Source organism: Alcaligenes faecalis, assembly GCF_005311025.1.
GTDB classification, from domain to species: domain Bacteria; phylum Pseudomonadota; class Gammaproteobacteria; order Burkholderiales; family Burkholderiaceae_B; genus Alcaligenes; species Alcaligenes phenolicus.
This window is the reverse complement of record NZ_CP031747.1, coordinates 948,572-965,509: the sequence shown is the minus strand read 5'-3', so window position 1 is coordinate 965,509 and position 16,938 is coordinate 948,572. Positions and strand designations below refer to the sequence as shown.

The 16,938-nt window shown below is 56.2% G+C and carries 17 protein-coding genes; 7 read left to right on the top strand and 10 right to left on the bottom strand.

The window, feature by feature from the left end; all coding sequences use genetic code 11:
- Position 1 precedes the first annotated feature (1 nt).
- On the bottom strand, positions 2–1,474 hold the full coding sequence (locus D0C27_RS04430) for a gamma-glutamyltransferase family protein (RefSeq protein ID WP_240688310.1): 1,473 nt from the start codon (positions 1,472–1,474) through the stop codon (positions 2–4).
- A 5-nt stretch (positions 1,475–1,479) separates the two neighbouring features.
- The gene (locus D0C27_RS04425; protein WP_137430496.1) at positions 1,480–2,997 is read right to left on the bottom strand and encodes a hypothetical protein; all 1,518 of its coding nucleotides are present in this window, start codon (positions 2,995–2,997) and stop codon (positions 1,480–1,482) included.
- A 169-nt stretch (positions 2,998–3,166) separates the two neighbouring features.
- Here D0C27_RS04425 and D0C27_RS04420 point away from each other — a divergent pair, with 169 nt between their 5' ends.
- Positions 3,167–3,901: a sulfite exporter TauE/SafE family protein gene (locus D0C27_RS04420; RefSeq protein ID WP_035269638.1), complete on the top strand. Its 735-nt coding sequence runs from the start codon at positions 3,167–3,169 to the stop codon at positions 3,899–3,901.
- Positions 3,902–4,001: 100 nt separating this feature from the next.
- Positions 4,002–4,709: a GntR family transcriptional regulator gene (locus D0C27_RS04415; RefSeq protein ID WP_009461948.1), complete on the top strand. Its 708-nt coding sequence runs from the start codon at positions 4,002–4,004 to the stop codon at positions 4,707–4,709.
- Here the strand turns inward: D0C27_RS04415 and D0C27_RS04410 are convergent, their stop codons facing one another.
- The 4 genes from D0C27_RS04410 to D0C27_RS04395 form a co-directional block, all read right to left on the bottom strand.
- Entirely contained in the window at positions 4,710–5,300 is a 591-nt protein-coding gene (locus D0C27_RS04410; RefSeq protein WP_009461950.1) for a TetR/AcrR family transcriptional regulator, read from the bottom strand. It lies immediately after the preceding gene.
- Between the two features lie 63 nt (positions 5,301–5,363).
- Positions 5,364–6,599, bottom strand: coding sequence for a multidrug effflux MFS transporter (locus D0C27_RS04405; RefSeq protein WP_035269633.1), 1,236 nt, complete (start codon positions 6,597–6,599; stop codon positions 5,364–5,366).
- A gap of 183 nt (positions 6,600–6,782) precedes the next feature.
- Positions 6,783–7,331, bottom strand: a complete 549-nt coding sequence (locus tag D0C27_RS04400) for a ferritin-like domain-containing protein (RefSeq protein ID WP_009461955.1) — start codon at positions 7,329–7,331, stop codon at positions 6,783–6,785.
- A complete protein-coding gene (locus D0C27_RS04395; RefSeq protein ID WP_137430495.1) occupies positions 7,324–7,773 on the bottom strand; it encodes a hypothetical protein in 450 nt (149 codons plus the stop codon). Before D0C27_RS04395 ends, D0C27_RS04400 begins: the two co-directional genes overlap by 8 nt.
- 79 nt (positions 7,774–7,852) lie before the next feature.
- On the opposite strand from D0C27_RS04395, the gene D0C27_RS04390 reads away from it, so the two are divergent.
- Together D0C27_RS04390 and D0C27_RS04385 are read left to right on the top strand one after the other, a co-directional pair.
- On the top strand, positions 7,853–8,386 hold the full coding sequence (locus D0C27_RS04390) for a Chromate resistance protein ChrB (RefSeq protein ID WP_080747983.1): 534 nt from the start codon (positions 7,853–7,855) through the stop codon (positions 8,384–8,386).
- Positions 8,346–9,596, top strand: a complete 1,251-nt coding sequence (locus D0C27_RS04385) for an MFS transporter (protein ID WP_431188472.1) — start codon at positions 8,346–8,348, stop codon at positions 9,594–9,596. The genes D0C27_RS04390 and D0C27_RS04385 overlap by 41 nt, the downstream gene beginning before the upstream one ends.
- Before the next feature lie 40 nt (positions 9,597–9,636).
- On the opposite strand, the gene D0C27_RS04380 is transcribed toward D0C27_RS04385, so the two are convergent.
- Genes D0C27_RS04380 through D0C27_RS04365 form a run of 4 tightly spaced genes read right to left on the bottom strand, consistent with a single transcriptional unit; the run spans position 9,637 to position 12,658 of the window.
- Positions 9,637–10,023 (bottom strand): RidA family protein, encoded by a 387-nt coding sequence (locus D0C27_RS04380; protein ID WP_157667189.1) that lies wholly within the window; start codon positions 10,021–10,023, stop codon positions 9,637–9,639.
- 57 nt (positions 10,024–10,080) lie between these two features.
- The gene (locus D0C27_RS04375) at positions 10,081–11,055 is read right to left on the bottom strand and encodes a Bug family tripartite tricarboxylate transporter substrate binding protein (RefSeq protein WP_137430494.1); all 975 of its coding nucleotides are present in this window, start codon (positions 11,053–11,055) and stop codon (positions 10,081–10,083) included.
- Between the two features lie 11 nt (positions 11,056–11,066).
- On the bottom strand, positions 11,067–11,984 hold the full coding sequence (locus D0C27_RS04370) for a fumarylacetoacetate hydrolase family protein (RefSeq protein WP_137430493.1): 918 nt from the start codon (positions 11,982–11,984) through the stop codon (positions 11,067–11,069).
- Positions 11,985–11,998: 14 nt separating this feature from the next.
- Entirely contained in the window at positions 11,999–12,658 is a 660-nt protein-coding gene (locus D0C27_RS04365; RefSeq protein ID WP_137430492.1) for a GntR family transcriptional regulator, read from the bottom strand.
- Positions 12,659–12,817: 159 nt separating this feature from the next.
- On the opposite strand from D0C27_RS04365, the gene D0C27_RS04360 reads away from it, so the two are divergent.
- From D0C27_RS04360 to D0C27_RS04350, 3 genes are all read left to right on the top strand, one after another.
- Positions 12,818–13,318 (top strand): sigma-70 family RNA polymerase sigma factor, encoded by a 501-nt coding sequence (locus tag D0C27_RS04360; protein ID WP_083055026.1) that lies wholly within the window; start codon positions 12,818–12,820, stop codon positions 13,316–13,318.
- Positions 13,319–13,338: 20 nt separating this feature from the next.
- Positions 13,339–14,280, top strand: coding sequence for a FecR domain-containing protein (locus tag D0C27_RS04355; RefSeq protein ID WP_240688309.1), 942 nt, complete (start codon positions 13,339–13,341; stop codon positions 14,278–14,280).
- A 79-nt stretch (positions 14,281–14,359) separates the two neighbouring features.
- Positions 14,360–16,831, top strand: coding sequence for a TonB-dependent siderophore receptor (locus tag D0C27_RS04350; RefSeq protein ID WP_137430491.1), 2,472 nt, complete (start codon positions 14,360–14,362; stop codon positions 16,829–16,831).
- Positions 16,832–16,938: the final 107 nt, after the last annotated feature.

The following is a 16,938-nucleotide window of genomic DNA, read 5'->3' as shown; positions in this document are numbered from 1 at the left end:
ATCAGGCCAGCGCCACGCAACCATCCTTACGAGGGTCAGAAACAGCCTGCAAACGGCCGTCTGCCAAGCGCTCAACCGCCTGAGCCCCGCCAAAGTCGCTGCGGCCAGCCAGTTCGCCTACGCCTTTATCAGGCGGCACATACCCGTGCTCACGCAAAAAAGCTGTACGGTTCGCATCAAAACCGTCCTCCAGGGCCAGACGCCCGGCCCCTTCCAGACGCCAGCGCGGTTCAAACATCGCTTTATCCAAAGGCCAGCCATCGCGCAAAACACGGGTCCATATCTGTATCTGCCCTTGGGGTTGCATCAAGCCGCCCACCACGCCCAGTCCCATATGGAACTGGCCGGACTTCAAGGCCAAAGACGGGACCACCGTGTGATAGGGCCGTTTGCCCGGCCCCGGGCCATTCACATGCCCTGGCTCGGAGAAACCGAACCCCCGGTTTTGCAGCACAAACCCACAGCCGGGCACGGCATAGCCTGACCCAAACCGTTTGAAGATGCTGGACATGAACGTAACCGCCAACCCGTCTGCATCGACCACAACCGTGCAGACCGTATTGCCTGCCGGATCACACACGACCCGTGAAGCCTGAACCATCGCCGCTTCGGTCGCCTTGACCAGTTCCAGCTCCGCCGCATCCTGGTCAACCGGACGTTTCCAGGCGCGTTGCACGGCGTCCAGGACTGCCACCCCATGCGTGTTGGGGGGGCATTCATAAAGACTGAACTCTCCCAGCGATGCGCTGACAGGCTCGCAAAAAAACCCTTTATGGCGGCGAAAGTCCTCAGCCCTCAACAGCCCCTGTACCTGCTCCATTGCCTGCTCTGCCTGCTGCGCGGGACGCCCCAGATAGAAGGCATCGGGGCCTTGCGTGGCGATGTCCTGCAAGACAGCTGCCAGTTCTGGGTTCAGGTATTGCTCCCCCGCCTTGGGAGGCTTGCCCGCCCTATACAGGGCGGCACACACGGGATCGCGGTGCAGTACAAAATCAAAAATTTGCCATTCACGCGCCGCCACCGGCGCTACCGCAAAACCTTCCCGCGCTGCCTGAATGGCAGGCTGAAACAAGCAGGCCCAGTCCAGACGGCCATAGCGCTGGTGCATATCCCACCACCCTCGCACCAGGCCAGGCGTGGTAATGGACAACACATGACGCTCCGGAATCCGTCCCCCAGGCAAAGCCTGAACCTGCTCAGCCTTCAACAGCAGGGGCGCCGCTCCGCTGCCGTTATAAGCCACTGGCATACTGTCGGGCGATGCAATCATGGCCAACAGATCGCCACCAATGCCTGTCGCCATAGGTTCGACAACCCCCATGACAGCATCGGCAGCAATAGCCGCATCCACTGCACTACCCTTGAGTTCCAGCATGGCCTGCGCGGCCCGCACCGCCAAGGGGTGCCCGGCAGCAACGGCCCAATGTTTCCCCAAGCCCTGCTTTTCACCGGCGCGATAGGCTGTCGTACTCATATCGCTCATCCGAACACCAGCACAGCGCAAATTGTTGACAGGGCCATCCCCGCCAGCACAGGAACCGTCAGGGCTCGCACCAGATCCAGCACATGCACTCGGGCAAAGCCCGCCACGGCAATCAATGAAGACCAGGCAATCAAAGTGCCACCGCCCGTCCAGATAGCACCGATCTGTCCTACCGCAGCCAGAGTTTCAACCTCCAGCCCGGATACCGGGCTCAAGGCCGAGGCCAGGGTTCCTGTCAATGGCAGGCCCGAGAAGCCCGAGCCATCAATGCCCGAGATCATGCCCACCAACAGAACACCAAAAGCCACCAGAAAATGATTGTCCGGAATCAGATGCTGCCCCGCCGAGATCAGCTCGAACAGCAGACTGGGTGTTTGTTCCAGTGGAGTGCCCAAAATGGCAGACGTTGCTTCACTGGCACCCAGGAAGAAGAAACCGGCAATGGGCAGCACCGAACCCATGGCACGAAAGGCGAATACAAAACCATCGGTCATATGGTCCGGGCAGGTGTCCAGCATGCGGCGCGGCCCTTCTGCCATACAGGTGGCAATCATCATCAACACAAAGGCCACGCCCCCTACCAAACCGGCGGCGTCGCCACCCCGCAGGACAGGCAAGGACGGGATAAAGCGGGGCAACAGCATGATGCCAATCACCGCCAGAAACGCCAGTGGCGTAATCCAGGCCAGAATGCGCGAATAGCGCTCTTCCTTGGGGCTCAGGCCGGGATGCACCGTGTGTTCATTACCCGCCGTGCCACGAGCAATCTCGGCCTTGTCATACGTGCCTTGGGATTCCACTTCATCCAGGGTGCTATCCGGCGCCTGGCGCATCCAGGCATCCAGCAAACGGCTATCTGCCGGTTTGAAATAGCGGCGCATCAGCAAAAATGTCAACGTCAGCGCAACGCCACCGGTAATCCAGGAAAGCACCAGCGCACGATCCGCCAGCACGGCAACATCGGCTCCGACACCGGCTGCCTTGGCGCTGATGCCAGGAGCAACGCCAATGATGTAGTCGGACGATAGCGCCATGCCCTGCCCACAGATGGCGATAGCCATCGCCCCGAACAGGGGAGGCAAGCCAGCCGCAATCGCCGCCGGCAGCAAAATGGCCGACACCAGAGGTACAGCGGGTGTGGGCCAGAAGAACAGGGAAATAAAGTAGGTAGCCGCCGCAATCATCAGAAAGGACGAGGCACTATTGACCATGACCTTGCGGAAGGGGGCCACCATCTTCACATCGGCCTCCAGCCTCTTTAACGAGTTCAGCAGGGCAGTCATGAACGTGATTACCAGGAAAATATTGAACAGTTCCTGGGCGGCCACAAAGCTGGCTGAAAAAATACTGATGAAGCCTTGGATAGGGCTGCCAGTCATGGCGGTGACGACCGCCAAGGTGCCAATAACCGATGGCACCACCACATTGGCCCGGAAAATCATCGTAATGATGATGACCAGAACGCTGATCAAATAAGCCCAGTGCGCCGCACTGAGCACCACGTCGCTTTGCATGTATCCCCCTTCCTTCTCTTTTTTCTGAATATCGAGCACATCTGAAACGGTATACTATCTTCAATTGTGATTTCGAATCAGAAAAAACTATCAAAAACTGGGGAAAACTCTAAGAGTTTTATGTTTGAAACACTTAGATTGAATACCTTATACAAATGAAGAGGAAACTATGGCGGCTTTGATTGATCTGGTGGACCCGCTCTCCTGGCTGCTCATGGCCTTGCTGGTTGTGTTGGCCGCCTTTTTGCAAGGCGTTGGCGGAGTTGGGTTTGCAATGCTGGTCGCGCCGATTGCCGCCTTGATATTTCCGCAGTTGGTTCCAGGCCCTCTACTGGCCTTGGGTGGCAGCGTCTCTTTGCTGGCGGCCTTGCGAGAGCGTCAACATATCGTGCCCGATGTGGTTGTCTGTGCACTGGGTGGCCGTGCCACCGGATCGATCATTGCCATACTGGCCATGACACAACTACCCATAGAGGCGGTGAATCTGGGTTTTGCCCTGGCCATTCTGGCCGCAGTCGCACTGAGTGCCTGGGGCTTGCGCATCCTGCCTTCCAAACGAAACATGATCCTGGCGGGCATTGCCTCGGGCATCATGGGAACCCTGACCTCGGTAGGCGCTCCCGCTCTGGCAATTGCCATGCAAAACCTGGCTCCTGCACAGCTACGCGCCTCATTGGGTCTTATTCTGTTTTTAGGGGCAAGCCTGTCCTTGATCCTGCTTATGGTGGCTGGCCTGTTCTCCTGGCAACAGGCAATGCTCAGCATTGTGCTCTACCCCTTCATGCTGCTGGGCTTCGCCTTATCAGGACGATGGCGTCATAAAGTCAGCATGCCGCTAATGCGTAGACTGCTATTGGGGATTTGTTCGCTAAGCGCCGTGGTCTTGATCGCCCGCAGCGTGTGATGAGGATGCTTAGGCCGCAAACTGTATACCATATTCAGAAAAATGCGCTCACACCGTATAATCGTGGCTGGCCCTTTTGCCCAATTGCACAGGTCGCACCATGAATATCCCCAGTTTCAGCCTTCCCAACACCCTTTCCGGCGCGGAAAGCCGTCGCTTGGGCGATCAACATGCGTCATTGTTTGCGGTTATCCGTGACCAATTGCGCGAGCGTATCTTGAGCGGAGAATTTCATCCGGGGGATCGCCTTGTAGAAGGTAAATTGGCTAGCGAACTGGGCGTCTCGCGTATTCCGGTACGGGAAGCCCTGCGCGAGCTGGCCTCAGAAGGTCTGGTCACGATCGAACCACGACGTGGGGCCTCAGTGGCTATCCTGTCGACTGAGATTGCCTACAACATGGCTGAAGTGCGCGCCACGCTCGAAGGATTGAATGCAAAACTGGCCGCCCAACGCCGGGACCCAGCCAATATCGAAAAGCTGCAAACCATCCTGAGCCAGGGCCATGAAGCCATGGATGCCGGCAATCTGGATTTGCTCAAATCCCTGAACCGCCAGTTTCATGAAACCCTGGCCACCATGTCGGGCAATATTGTTCTGACCGAGCTCATGCGCTCCCTGCGTGACCGCACCGCCCTGTTATTTGCGCCCAGTAATTTGCAGCGCATCCGCCAAAACTGGGAAGATCACTCCCAGATCCTCAATGCGGTTGTGGCCGGTAATGGTGATCTGGCCAACCTGCTGGCCACCCAACACGTGCACAATGCAGCCAAAGCCTATCAGGACGCCCAGAACGGCGAGAAAACCTGATCAGGCCGGGCGGCCTGCTCTCAAGGCCGCCTCAAATACCCTCCAGACCGATGCCAGACGCCGCTGGTATTTGTGCGCACCACCAAACAAAAGCTCGCTTTGCAGACTGTCGATCAAGGCCATGTACGTCATGGCCAGGGTCTCCACGCTCAAACCTGTTTCCGATTTGGCCAAAGCGGACTGTGCCAAGGCTTGATGGATGATGCGTTCCAGATCGTCCATGAACACATGCATGGGCTGCATCACCACATCGTACAAATGCACAGGCGGCGCAAACAAGGTGCGAATCCAGAAACGCACTTGATGTGATTGCTCAAAGCGCTCCTGTATCCCTTCCAGGTACGCTCGCAACTGCTCCTTGATGTCATCGCCTCCCTGCAGAACTTGACGGGCGTGGTTCAGCTCATCTTCCACAATCTTCGGAATCAGGTTCAGAAACAGCTCGTCCTTGTTGCGGAAATGGGCGTAGACCGAGGGCTTCTTGATGCCGACATCAGCGGCAATCTCGTTCATGGTGGTGGCATCGAAGCCCTGAACAGCAAAGCGCGCCAACGCGGCATCCTGCAGTTTTTCAGTCGTGGTTTTGCTCACAGTCCAACAGCTCTCAGTCAAAGGCCAATGATCAGGGCCGCTTTCGCGGCCCGCAGCAACTGCCTATTTTACAACCCCCAGCTCACTGACTGATCGGGTCACCGTGCGGCAACGGCCAGCCAGAACATACAGAACAATAGCCAACAGACCGCAGCCACCAATTGCCACAGGCAAAACCTGCGGCCCAGGCACAGCCAGACTGACGATATAGCCCACCACCGCCGAAATCAGGTAATGGAACATGCCCATCAAGGCTGCAGCCGTCCCAGCCTGTGGGCCAGCCACATCCATGGTCAAGGCCGTCACGTTGCCAAACACCATGCCTAAAGAGCCCACCGAAACAGCAATCAAGGCGGCATACAGAATCAGGCCCGCCACATCAGCTTGCACCACCACATACAGGAGCAGAGCCGAGGCCGTATGGACAATCAGTCCCAAAGCCAGCACGCGAGAGGTGGGCATCCCGGCCTTCAACAAATAATTGCTGACGACCCCACCCAGAACCAGCGCCACCGAGTTACCGGCAAACACATAGCTGAATACGGCCGGCGACAAGGAAAAATGCTGCGTGAACACAAAAGCCGAGCCGCTGATGTAGACAAACAAGGCAGCCAGTGCGAAACCACCGGAGCCGGTATATGCCATGAAAGCCTTGTTACCCAGCTCGCGACCGTAGGCGCGAACAATATGACCGGGGTTCAAAGGCACACGCTGGCTCACGGGCAGCGAATCCGGTATGGCTTTAAGTCCCCAGAGCAGCCCCATCGTCCCTAATGCCGCCAGCATCCAGAAAATGGCACGCCAGTCTGCATGGCTCAACAGGTAGGCACCCAGAATGGGGGCCACAATCGGTGCAATCATCATCACCTGCATCAGCAGAGAAAAGATGCTTGCCGACTCTTTGACATCGCACAAGTCCGCCACAATGGCACGCGGTGTGACCAAGCCCGCTGCGGCGCCTAACGCCTGGATAAAACGCGCTGCCAACAAGGCTTCAACCGATGTGGCCAAAGCGCCAAAAACCGAGCCCACCACAAAGATAACCACGCCCAGCAGCAAGGGCACTCGACGCCCGAAGCGATCCAGCAAAGGGCCGTAAATACCTTGACCCAAGGCCAGGCCTGCCAGAAACACCGACAAGGTTTGCTGAATCCGGCCGGGGGAAGCTCCCAGCTCCTGCGCAATGGCAGGCATGCCCGGCAAATACATATCAATGGCCATGGCATCCAATGCCGTCAACAAGGCCAGCAACAAGATCAAGGGCCAGGCCAGGCTTCTGGCACGTGACAGCTCGCTCATGTCACACCCTCTACAGTGCGGAAGAACAGAAATTCAAACACGCTCACACCCCCGTATATAGCGACGTCAATCAAAACTACCTACCGATAGGTAGGAAAGCCGCTACTGTACTCCTTTTCAGAATTCAGGCAGAAAAAAACCCCGGAAAATACCGGGGTTTTGGTGAGCACCTGCGCAACTTACTTAGATATCCAGCAGATCGCCCATATCGTCGGCGTGCTCTTCTTCCACCGCCATGATTTCAACCAGCATCTGGCGAGTGGTCGGGTCGGTGTCGCCAATGCGCTCGATCATCTGACGATAGGACTCGATCGCAATACGCTCGGCAATCAGGTTGGCGCGAATCATGGATTTGATATCGTCGCTATCGTCGTACTCTGCATGGCTACGCTGGACCAGATTGGCCGGGTTGAAATCCGGCTCGCCGTTCAATTGCACAATACGTTCGGCAATGCGGTCGGCATGCTCGGCTTCTTGCTGGGCATGTTCCAGAAACTCGGCTTTGATAGGCTCATTGTTCAAGCCGGTAGCGGTGAAGTAGTGGCGCTTGTAGCGCATCACACAGACCAGCTCGGTGGCCAGGGCCTCATTGAGCATCTGAATGATTTCTTCACGATTACCCTTGTAGCCGGATGCCACCGCCCCGTCGTCCACAAACTTCTTGGCAGCTGCACGGATAGCGGCAACATCGATTGGACCTTGGCTTGCTTGGACTGCTTTCTGCTTACTCATTGCATTCCTCCGTATTGATTCCCACCGCGAAAGTGCGGCGCTGTATCGCGCAACAACCGGAAACGAACACACTGACTCCATAACCAACAAGAGCTTGTCCAAGGACAAGCGCTTTACCTAAACCTGGGCTTGAAGTCTGCACGCTGCTTGTGGTTGAGACCGGTCGTGCAAGAAACTGAACAAAGTGGATAGGTGCTGTCATGGTAGCGATTGCTCCTTGGCTTGGAAAGCGCAAAACGGCTGTTTTCCTTCCTTGGAAGGTGGCTGTTTTCGGATAGAAAACCGGGAAATCCCTTAAGCGAAAGTCGCCAGAACTCATGACACATGCGGCTTGGGGGAAGAAATTGTTACCGGCAATCGCGACCCGAAAATGGCCTGATTCTGTACAAGCCGGGATACAAGACCAAACACTTGGATACATACCCTCGGTTTCGAACGACATGTTCAGTTCTTCTTTTCAGAATCATATAGTTCTATTAATATGAAACGATCGTTACTTTAAATCCACGATCATGACTTCAATGAGCTGGCTGCTTCTTACCTATAAGGTCCCCTCTGAACCCAGTGCAAAACGGCTGGCCTTATGGCGGCGCCTGAAAGCGCTGGGCGCGGTGTATCTGCAAAACGGGGTATGTGTTCTGCCTAAAACCGACGAGCATGTGCGCCGTCTGAAGGTGCTGGAAAACGACATCACGACCATGGAAGGTGAATGCGTCTTGCTGGAGACCATTGCTCTGGACAAGGCACAAGAGGACAAAGTCATCGCCCGTTTTACGGACGACCGCAACGAGCAATACCAGGAACTGCTGGGCCGTTGCAAAGACTTCGAGGCCGAAATCGACAAGGAAATTTCGATTCAGAAATTCACCTACGCCGAACTGGACGAAGAAGAAACCGATCTGAAGAAGCTGGAAAACTGGTACGAGAAAATCCAGAAACTGGATTTTTATGGCGCCCCCCTGGCACAGGTTGCTCAAGAGCGCCTGCAAGAGTGCAAGGCACGGCTGGATGCGTATGCCCAAATGGTCTATGACGCTCATGAAGAAAACCGCTAATCCCGCGCTTACCCCGACGGCCGACGCCTCCCGTGCCAAAATCCACCGCAGCGTCTGGGCACTGGGCTTTGTGTCCATGTTCATGGATATTTCCTCGGAGCTGATCCACGCCCTGCTGCCCATTTATATGGTCACCGTCATGGGTACATCGGTACTAGCGGTCGGTTTTATTGAAGGCATTGCCGAGGCCACCGCCTCCATCATGAAGGTGTTTTCCGGAGCGGTCAGCGACCGTTTTGGGAAGCGCAAACTGCTGGCAGTAATTGGCTATGGCTTGGCCGCCCTGACCAAACCCATTTTTCCACTGGCGAACTCGCTGGACTGGCTGGTCGGTGCCCGCTTTGTAGACCGCATCGGCAAAGGCATACGCGGTGCGCCGCGTGATGCTTTGGTCGCCGATGTCACCCCGCCCGAGCTGCGCGGCGCAGCCTATGGCTTGCGGCAAACGCTGGATACCATTGGCGCCTTTGTAGGGCCCCTACTGGCCATCGCCCTGATGTGGTGGACAGCAAACAACTATCAGTTGATCTTCTGGGTTGCCGTGCTGCCTGCCTTTGCGGCCATCGCCGTTCTGGTGTTCTTTGTACGCGAACCGAAGATCCCGGCCACCATCCGCCCCCGCAAACTGCCTCTGAACCGGGAAGATCTGGGCCGCCTGGGTTCCCGCTACTGGTGGGTTGTCGCAATTGGCCTGGCTTTTACCCTGGCCCGTTTCAGCGAAGCCTTTCTGATCTTGCGCGGTGAATCCAGCGGTCTGCCGCCCATGTGGGCCCCTGCCGTGCTGGTCGTCATGAGCGTGGCTTTTTCCCTGTCCGCCTACCCCGCCGGTGTGCTGTCAGATCGTATGCGTAAAACTGACCTGCTCCTGATCGGTGTGGCCCTGCTGATTGCAGCGGACCTGATCCTGGCTTTCGTGCCCGGCTTGCTGGGTCTGGGCCTGGGCGTTGCCTTGTGGGGCCTGCATATGGGCTTTACCCAGGGCCTGTTCAACGTCTTGATCGCTGACAGCGCCCCCACCGAACTGCGTGGCACCGCCTTTGGCATGTTCCACCTGCTAACCGGTATCGCTCTGCTGCTGGCCAGCGTCATTGCCGGCGTGCTCTGGGATACCATCGGTTTCCAAGGCACCTTTGCCGCCGGTGCGATCTTTGCGGTTTTGACTGGCCTAGGTTTGATTACCTTGCGACGTTCCGCTCAAGGAGCGTTCTGAAACAAAAAGGCCGACTTCATGTCGGCCTTTTTTCATTTCATCATTCCGCGACAGCGGCGATGCATTCAATTTCCAGCAGGAACAAGGGGTTCCCCATATCCGCCGCAATCGTGGTGCGGGCCGGGTATTCGCCGTCCTTGAAGTAAGTACGATAGATCTCGTTCATGCGGGCAAAGTCACCGGCGTGCTTCAAAATCACATTGGCTTTGACGATATGGTCCAGGCTGGAGCCTGCTTCTTCCAGCAGCGCTTTCACATTGGCCATGACCTGGTGCATCTGTGCGTCGAAGTCGTTTTCAGCGATCTGGCGATCATCAAAAAAACCTGGCTGGCCCGACACAAACACAAAGCCATTGGATCGCACAGCAGGCGACAAGGGGGCACGAGGGGGAGTCACTTTGTCGGAACGGATAATTTCTTTGATCATATTCATCTCCTGATTAGTAGCTTGAGCTCTCTGGGCTCTTTCGTATTCGTTAAGGGTTTACTGCACGCTGGCGCCGGAGGCTTTTACCACTTTGGCGGCCATTTCCATTTCAGACTTCAGATACTCGGCAAACTCGGCCGACGTCGTACCCGCAGGTTCCAGTCCTTGGGCCAACAAGCGTTGACGAATTTCGGGCAGGTTCACAATACGGACAAATTCAGCACTGAGCTTCTCCACAATCGGTGCTGGGGTACCAGAAGGCACTATCACGCCATACCAGGAGTTGGAGTTCATATTGTCCACGCCTGCTTCTTTGAAAGTAGGCACTTCGGGGATAGATTCCAGACGAGTATCGTTCGCCAAAGCAATTGCACGCAGCTTGCCGGATTTCACGTGGGGCAAAACATCAGGCGTGTTAGCAAACATCATGTCTACATGACCGCCCAGCAAATCGTTCAACGCTGGAGCCTGGCCTTTGTACGGAATATGCAGCACATCAATCTTGGCTTCCGCTTTCAAGCGCTCAATCGCGATATGCGGCGATGTACCTGCACCAAAGGACGCAAAGGACAGCTCGCCCGGTTTGGATTTCGCTGTAGCAATGACATCCGCCAGGCTCTTGACGGGCACATCCGGATTCGCCACCAGCAGGTGCGGTGTGTAGGCCACCCAGCTAACCGGCGTAAAGTCCTTCACCGTGTCGTAACGCAGGTTGTCGTACAGGCTGGGATTGATGGCAAAACTGTTCGCCACCATCCCCAAGGTGTAGCCATCCGGCGCGGCGCGGGCCACGATTTCCGTACCAATCACCGTACCGGCACCGGGTTTGTTGTCGATGATGACAGGCTGTTTGAAGTCATCTGACATTTTCTGCGCCAGACTGCGGGTCAGATTATCCAGTGTGCCGCCCGCCGGGAACGGAACAATGATGGTGATGGGTTTGGTGGGATATTCCTGTGCCGTCGCAAGCGAGGGCACAGCCGTTAAAGCGCTTAATACAGCCACGCCTGACAGGATTAATTTAAAGCGCATAGTCGTCAACCTTACTCAATAGTAGTGACCAGCTCGCCTATAGCGGGGATACGAGCTTTGATGACATCGCCTGGTTCCAAAGAGCGTGGAGGCTGCATGGCAAAGCCAACCCCGGAGGGCGTGCCTGTTGCAATAATGTCCCCTGGCTCCAAGGTCATGCCCGCCGACAACTGGGCGATGATGTTGGGCACATCGAACAACATGTCCGACGTATTGGCCGATTGGCGCAGTTCGCCATTCACTTCCAATTCAAGATCCAGCGCGTTGGGGTCGGCAATGGAGGTCTTCAATGCCACTACCGGCCCAATCGGGCAGGTGCCGTCCAGTGACTTGCCCTTGAACCACTGACCATGCAGCGCTTGCAGATCACGCGCCGTAATATCGTTGATCACCGTGTAGCCAAAGACATAGTCCAGCGCGTCTTCAACTGGAATGTCCCGGCCTTCCTTGCCGATCACAATGCCCAGCTCCACTTCATAATCCAGCATCTTGGTGTGAGCCGCATGGCGGCTGACCAGGGCCTGATGCCCCACCACCGTGGTGGGCGGTTTGCTGAAGAACTCCAGGGCTTTGGGGAAGTCATCCGCCGCACGACCACGTGCCAGATTGCCTTCCACGATATGGGCGCGGTAATTGCGACCCACACAGAAAATGTTTTTGGCCGGATTCGGGACAGGAGCCAGAAAGCACAGATCTGAAGCAGCATGGACGGGAGCCTTGGCCTGGCTTGCCTGCTCCATCAAAAGCTGCAGGCTGATCAGGATCTCATCGCCTATAAAAATAGCGTCAATGACCTCAGTGGGAGCCTGCCGAGCACGTAAAGGATGCTCGTACATCCCCCAGGCCTGTGTCAGATCCACCACCCGATCATCGTCCAGCATGCCGCCCAAATGCGTTTCCCCTGCGGCTACAAAGGTCAGTAACTTCATGACAGCAAACCTCCTTATCGGATGTTGTTGGAACTGTTCAAGGTTTGCGTCAGCAACCCTTGAACGTGCTCGCGCGCCAGACGATCTGCCAGCGCTGCGTCCCGTTTTTCAATCGCGTCGATCATGGCCAGGTGCTCGGCCAAAGACTCGTGCGCCCGTTTCAGACGCTCGATGGTTTTGGTCTTGAGCATGTCGCGGTGCCCAAAGGACTTCCATACCTTCTCCAGCAAACTATTTGCAGCCAGACGCATGATGGCCGCGTGGAATTCCACATTGGCTGCCGCATATTCGCTGACACGCTCTTCCACATTGTCTTGATTGAAGGGCGCAAACAGCGCGCGCAAGGCATCCACATCCCGCTGCGAGGCATTCAAGGCGGCTTCACGCGCCGCAAAGGCTTCCAGTTCAATGCGCAGCTTCAGCCATTCGATGTAGTCCTGCTGGGTCAAGGGCGAGAGCAAGGCGCCGCGACGAGGCTCCATGGTCAAAATACCTTCCTGCCCCAGACGCAGCAGTGCTTCCCGTACCGGCGTGCGGCTGACATTGAGCATCTTGGCCAGTTCTTCTTCCCGAACCCGCACGGGCTCATCAATGTTTTTCACCAGGCCAAGAACGTGAGCCCGCACCGACTCATACACCCCATCGCTGTGACTTGCTGTTTTGATCGTGGTCATTGCTTTCCTATTTTGCATTCATTTTTTATGGATTGTATACAAGAATTGATATTGGTACACATTGGTGTTTGTACGAACCAGGCATTGTTTGTGTGGGACATTGCGATCAATTATTGATAATGGTTATTATTAGCAACTGTCGTATATTTCCACCTGATCATGACCCAAAGCAGTCCGGACGCCTCGTTTGAAGGGCTCTACAGCCAGCACCAGTCTTGGCTGTGCGACTGGCTGCGTCGCAAAACCGGATGCCCGGAGGATGCGGCGGACCTGACCCACGACACTTACCTGAAAGTGCTCATGCGCCGTGACGATGTTCGCAGCTTTCGCGAACCTCGTGCTTATCTGGTCACCATCGCACACGGCCTGCTGGTCAATATGTTTCGTCGACGAGATATCGAGCGTGCCTATCTGCAAGCACTGGCTGCTCGCCAAGACGATTCTGCGCCGTCCCCGGAGCGTCGTGCCCTGGCCGTGGAAGCACTGGTCGAGATAGACAAACTACTTGACGGCCTGCCTCCCAAAGCCCGCCAGGCCTTTTTATTGCTGCAGCTAGAGGGGCTGAAACACGCACAGATCGCTGCACAGCTGCAAGTTTCTGTCAGTTCGGTTCGGCAGTACTTGGCCCTGGCTATTCGACATTGCCTGACATCGTGTTGAATCCACCGGATACGGGAAACTTGCCTGAAAAGGTCATCGCTACGGCCAGCGAATGGTTTGTGCGCTTGAGCGCGGAAGAGTGCACTCCCGCCGACCACCAAGCCTGGCAAGCATGGCTCGCCGCCAGCCCCTTGCATCAACATGCCTGGAAACGTATCGAATTACTGAATCAGCAATTTGGCCAGTTTGATCAGGCCGCTGGTTTCCATGCATTAAGCACACCGCTCTTTCGACGCCGACGTACCGTACTCAAGTCTTTTGCCTTTGTGCTGACCGCTGGTGCCAGTGCGGCATTGATTCAGCAGTTTCCCCTGCAGGTATGGACCGCTGATCAGCGCACGGCCGTTGGCCAGCGCCGGCAGACTACACTTGAAGATGGCAGCCAGCTAAGCCTGAACACGGATAGCGCTGTCGACATTTCCTATAACAATCAAATCCGTGAAATCAAGCTGCGCCGGGGAGAAATCCACATTGCAACGCACGCCGATCCTCACTTGCCAGCCAGATCATTGGTGGTCAGCACCCCAGCAGGGCGAATCGTGGCGTTGGGCACGCAGTTCTCTGTTTACTGGAGCGAAGACAGAGCCCATATTCATGTCAGTCAAGGCAGCGTCAGGCTGGAACCTGCGCTGGCCGCTAACTTGACCACGATCGTGCCCGCAGGCATGAGCTCCACACTGGACGCGCACCGAGCCAGCATCCCCACGGCTATGCCCACTCAACAACACGCCTGGCTAGATGGCATGCTCTATGCCGACAATATGCGCCTTGATGAATTGATAGCCGCCCTGGCCCGCTACCAGCCAGGCTTTCTTAGTTGTGATCCAGCCGTGGGCGCGCTGCGCATCTCTGGTGCCTACCCCTTAAGCGACATTGAGCGCGGCCTTAGTGCTATCGAACGAGTTTTACCAGTTCGAACAGAACGCCGCACGGCGTACTGGACGCGGATCATTGCACGTTAAGCACTAAAAATTGTCACTTTTTCAATCTCGTTTGGCATACAGGGTGAAGTAGTAAACCTCTTCCCGGAAACCAAACACTATGTACACCCCTTCCCTGCACTCTCGCAGCACCTGCCAGCTGCGCCATACCTTGGCCCCCCTGGCCACTGCCATCCTGATCTCCTTGTTAGGTGTCCTGCCCCCCAGCTCCCTCGTATGGGCACAAGGGTCAGCGCAAAACAGCGGGCGCGCCATTGACATTCCTGCCGGGCCGTTGGGACCGGCTCTGGCACGTTACGCCCAGCACATGCAGGTGCTGCTCTCATTCCCCCCCTCCCAAACCGATGGCCTTCAGACCCCTGGCCTACAAGGAATCCATAGCCTTGACGAGGGTTTTGCACAGCTCCTGAGTCAAACCCCCTTGCAGATTCAGCGGCAAACTGACGGCAGCTATACCCTGACGGACACTCCCAACGCCCCCATCACGCAACTGGGCACCGTTGTGGTGCGCGGTGCAGGTGATACCACGGAACATACAGGCTCCTATACAACTGACTGGATGCGCTCGGCCAACGGCCTGATTCTGACGCAACGCGATACTCCACAATCAACCAGCAGCCTGACCCGACAACAACTGGATGATCACGCGATGAACAGCGTGCGTGACATTATGGAAAATGCCACCGGCATGAACGTGCAGCAAAGCGAAACTGACCGGCTCAGCTACTATTCACGCGGTTTCAAGATGGACACCATGCAGTTTGATGGTGTGGTCAAGCCGTTGGACGATACCTACCAGTTCGGAGATGGCAATCTGGATCCGATTATCTATGATCACGTAGAGATTATTCGCGGTGCAACGGGCCTGATGAGTGGTACCGGCAACCCAGGCGGCTCCATGAACTTCATCCGCAAACGTCCTGGCCGTGAGTTCCAGGGCACTATCCGCGCCATGGGCGGCAGCAACGATACCTACCGCGGCGAGCTGGATCTATCCTCTGCACTGAACGAGTCAGGCTCCTTGCGCGCCCGCTTAGTCGGTGCCAAAGAGCGAAGAGGCGATACGCTGGATTTTTATCGCAAAAAACGCGATGTTCTCTACGGCATTATCGAAGCCGACGTGGGTGAAGCCACCACCTTGAGCGCAGGTGTCTCCACTCAGCGTTCTCGCCCCAAAGGCGTTATGTGGGGTGGTTTGCCCATTTTTGACACCAATGGCGAGCAAGTCGATTGGGAGAAAGGGCAGACGGTCGGCGCCAAATGGACGACCTGGGATACCGACGCGACAGAATACTTTGCCTCGCTGGAGCACACATTTGCCAATGGCTGGGACGGCAGACTGTCCTATTCCAGGCTGAACAATGACTTTGATGCCTCCCTGTTGTTTGCCGCCGACTTTCCTGTCGATGCCAATACGGGCTTGCTATCCGGGACACCCACCCTGCGCAAATACAAAGGCGGTAGCAAGCAAGATGTATATGGCGGCTCATTGACAGGGGATTTCGATCTGCTGGGAGCAAACCACGAGTTCAATCTGGGCTTCTCACACTCCAAATCTCGTAGTCAAACCAAGGGATGGAATTCTTCCGACCAGGCAAGCTATCCCATACCCAATATTCATGACTGGCACGGCAACTGGCCAGAACCTGTCTGGGATCAAGCTGTCTCCGATCAAATCCTGCGTACCACCCAGACGGGAATTTTCGGCACAACCCGCTTTAATTTGAGCGATGATCTGCACCTGCTCGCCGGGGCACGCTGGACACGCTGGGAAGCCGATGAGTACCGCTGGAACCAATGGACACCGGGCACCACCCCCATCATTCTGTCCCAGTCACAGCGCTACTCGGAAATAACGCCGTATCTGGGCGTGACCTATGACCTGAATGACACTTATACGGTCTATGCCAGCTACACCAACATCTTCCAGCCCCAGATGTACAAGACCAAAGACTGGGAAATGACAGGGCCAGCGTACGGACACAACTACGAGGCAGGTATCAAAGCGTCCTACCTGGATGGACGCCTGAACGGATCGCTGGCTGTTTTCCAGACCAATCAGAAAGACGTGGCCGAGTACGGCGGCTTTGATGTCGCTCGTAACGAATCGTGGTACGAAATGCTGGATGGCACACGAACGCGGGGCGTGGAACTGGAACTGGCCGGCGAACTAAGCCCTGGCTGGAATGCCTTTATCGGCTATACCTACCGCGTGTCCAAGGACAACGAAGGGCGCAAGGTCCAGACTACGCAACCCGAACAAATGCTCAAGCTCAATACCACGTACCGATTGCCAGGCACCTTGAAGAACCTGGTGGTAGGAGCGGGAATACGTTGGCAAAGCCGCACCCATGCACAAGGCTATTACGGCGAACAGTCCGCATCGGTTGAACAAAAACCTTATGCCTTGTTCGATCTGATGGCGCAATACGACCTTGGCAAACGAACCCAGTTGCAGCTCAATGTGCGTAACCTGGCCGATAAACGCTATTACCGTGCCATGGGCTTTTACAACTCGGTATATTACGGCGAAGGGCGCACTGCCTTGGCTACACTCACGCACCGTTTCTAATCGCAGTACGACAAGGCAGCCCATTCTGCCCCACTCTTGCGCCGCAGCGCCGCGCAGAGATGCATAAAAAACCCCGGTGAATTTTAAATTCGCCGGGGGTTTTTAGT

Excerpts from the sequence above, each read along its gene's own strand:
- D0C27_RS04420 (WP_035269638.1), top strand. The coding sequence starts at position 3,167 with ATGGCGGCTTTGATTGATCTGGTGGACCCGCTCTCCTGGCTGCTCATG.
- D0C27_RS04405 (WP_035269633.1), bottom strand. The coding sequence starts at position 6,599 with ATGAGCGAGCTGTCACGTGCCAGAAGCCTGGCCTGGCCCTTGATCTTG.
- D0C27_RS04425 (WP_137430496.1), bottom strand. The coding sequence starts at position 2,997 with ATGCAAAGCGACGTGGTGCTCAGTGCGGCGCACTGGGCTTATTTGATC.
- D0C27_RS04375 (WP_137430494.1), bottom strand. The coding sequence starts at position 11,055 with ATGCGCTTTAAATTAATCCTGTCAGGCGTGGCTGTATTAAGCGCTTTA.
- D0C27_RS04360 (WP_083055026.1), top strand. The coding sequence starts at position 12,818 with ATGACCCAAAGCAGTCCGGACGCCTCGTTTGAAGGGCTCTACAGCCAG.
- D0C27_RS04400 (WP_009461955.1), bottom strand. The coding sequence starts at position 7,331 with ATGAGTAAGCAGAAAGCAGTCCAAGCAAGCCAAGGTCCAATCGATGTT.
- D0C27_RS04430 (WP_240688310.1), bottom strand. The coding sequence starts at position 1,474 with ATGAGTACGACAGCCTATCGCGCCGGTGAAAAGCAGGGCTTGGGGAAA.
- D0C27_RS04390 (WP_080747983.1), top strand. The coding sequence starts at position 7,853 with ATGAGCTGGCTGCTTCTTACCTATAAGGTCCCCTCTGAACCCAGTGCA.
- D0C27_RS04415 (WP_009461948.1), top strand. The coding sequence starts at position 4,002 with ATGAATATCCCCAGTTTCAGCCTTCCCAACACCCTTTCCGGCGCGGAA.
- D0C27_RS04385 (WP_431188472.1), top strand. The coding sequence starts at position 8,346 with ATGCCCAAATGGTCTATGACGCTCATGAAGAAAACCGCTAATCCCGCG.
- D0C27_RS04350 (WP_137430491.1), top strand. The coding sequence starts at position 14,360 with ATGTACACCCCTTCCCTGCACTCTCGCAGCACCTGCCAGCTGCGCCAT.
- D0C27_RS04370 (WP_137430493.1), bottom strand. The coding sequence starts at position 11,984 with ATGAAGTTACTGACCTTTGTAGCCGCAGGGGAAACGCATTTGGGCGGC.
- D0C27_RS04365 (WP_137430492.1), bottom strand. The coding sequence starts at position 12,658 with ATGACCACGATCAAAACAGCAAGTCACAGCGATGGGGTGTATGAGTCG.
- D0C27_RS04380 (WP_157667189.1), bottom strand. The coding sequence starts at position 10,023 with ATGATCAAAGAAATTATCCGTTCCGACAAAGTGACTCCCCCTCGTGCC.
- D0C27_RS04395 (WP_137430495.1), bottom strand. The coding sequence starts at position 7,773 with ATGTCGTTCGAAACCGAGGGTATGTATCCAAGTGTTTGGTCTTGTATC.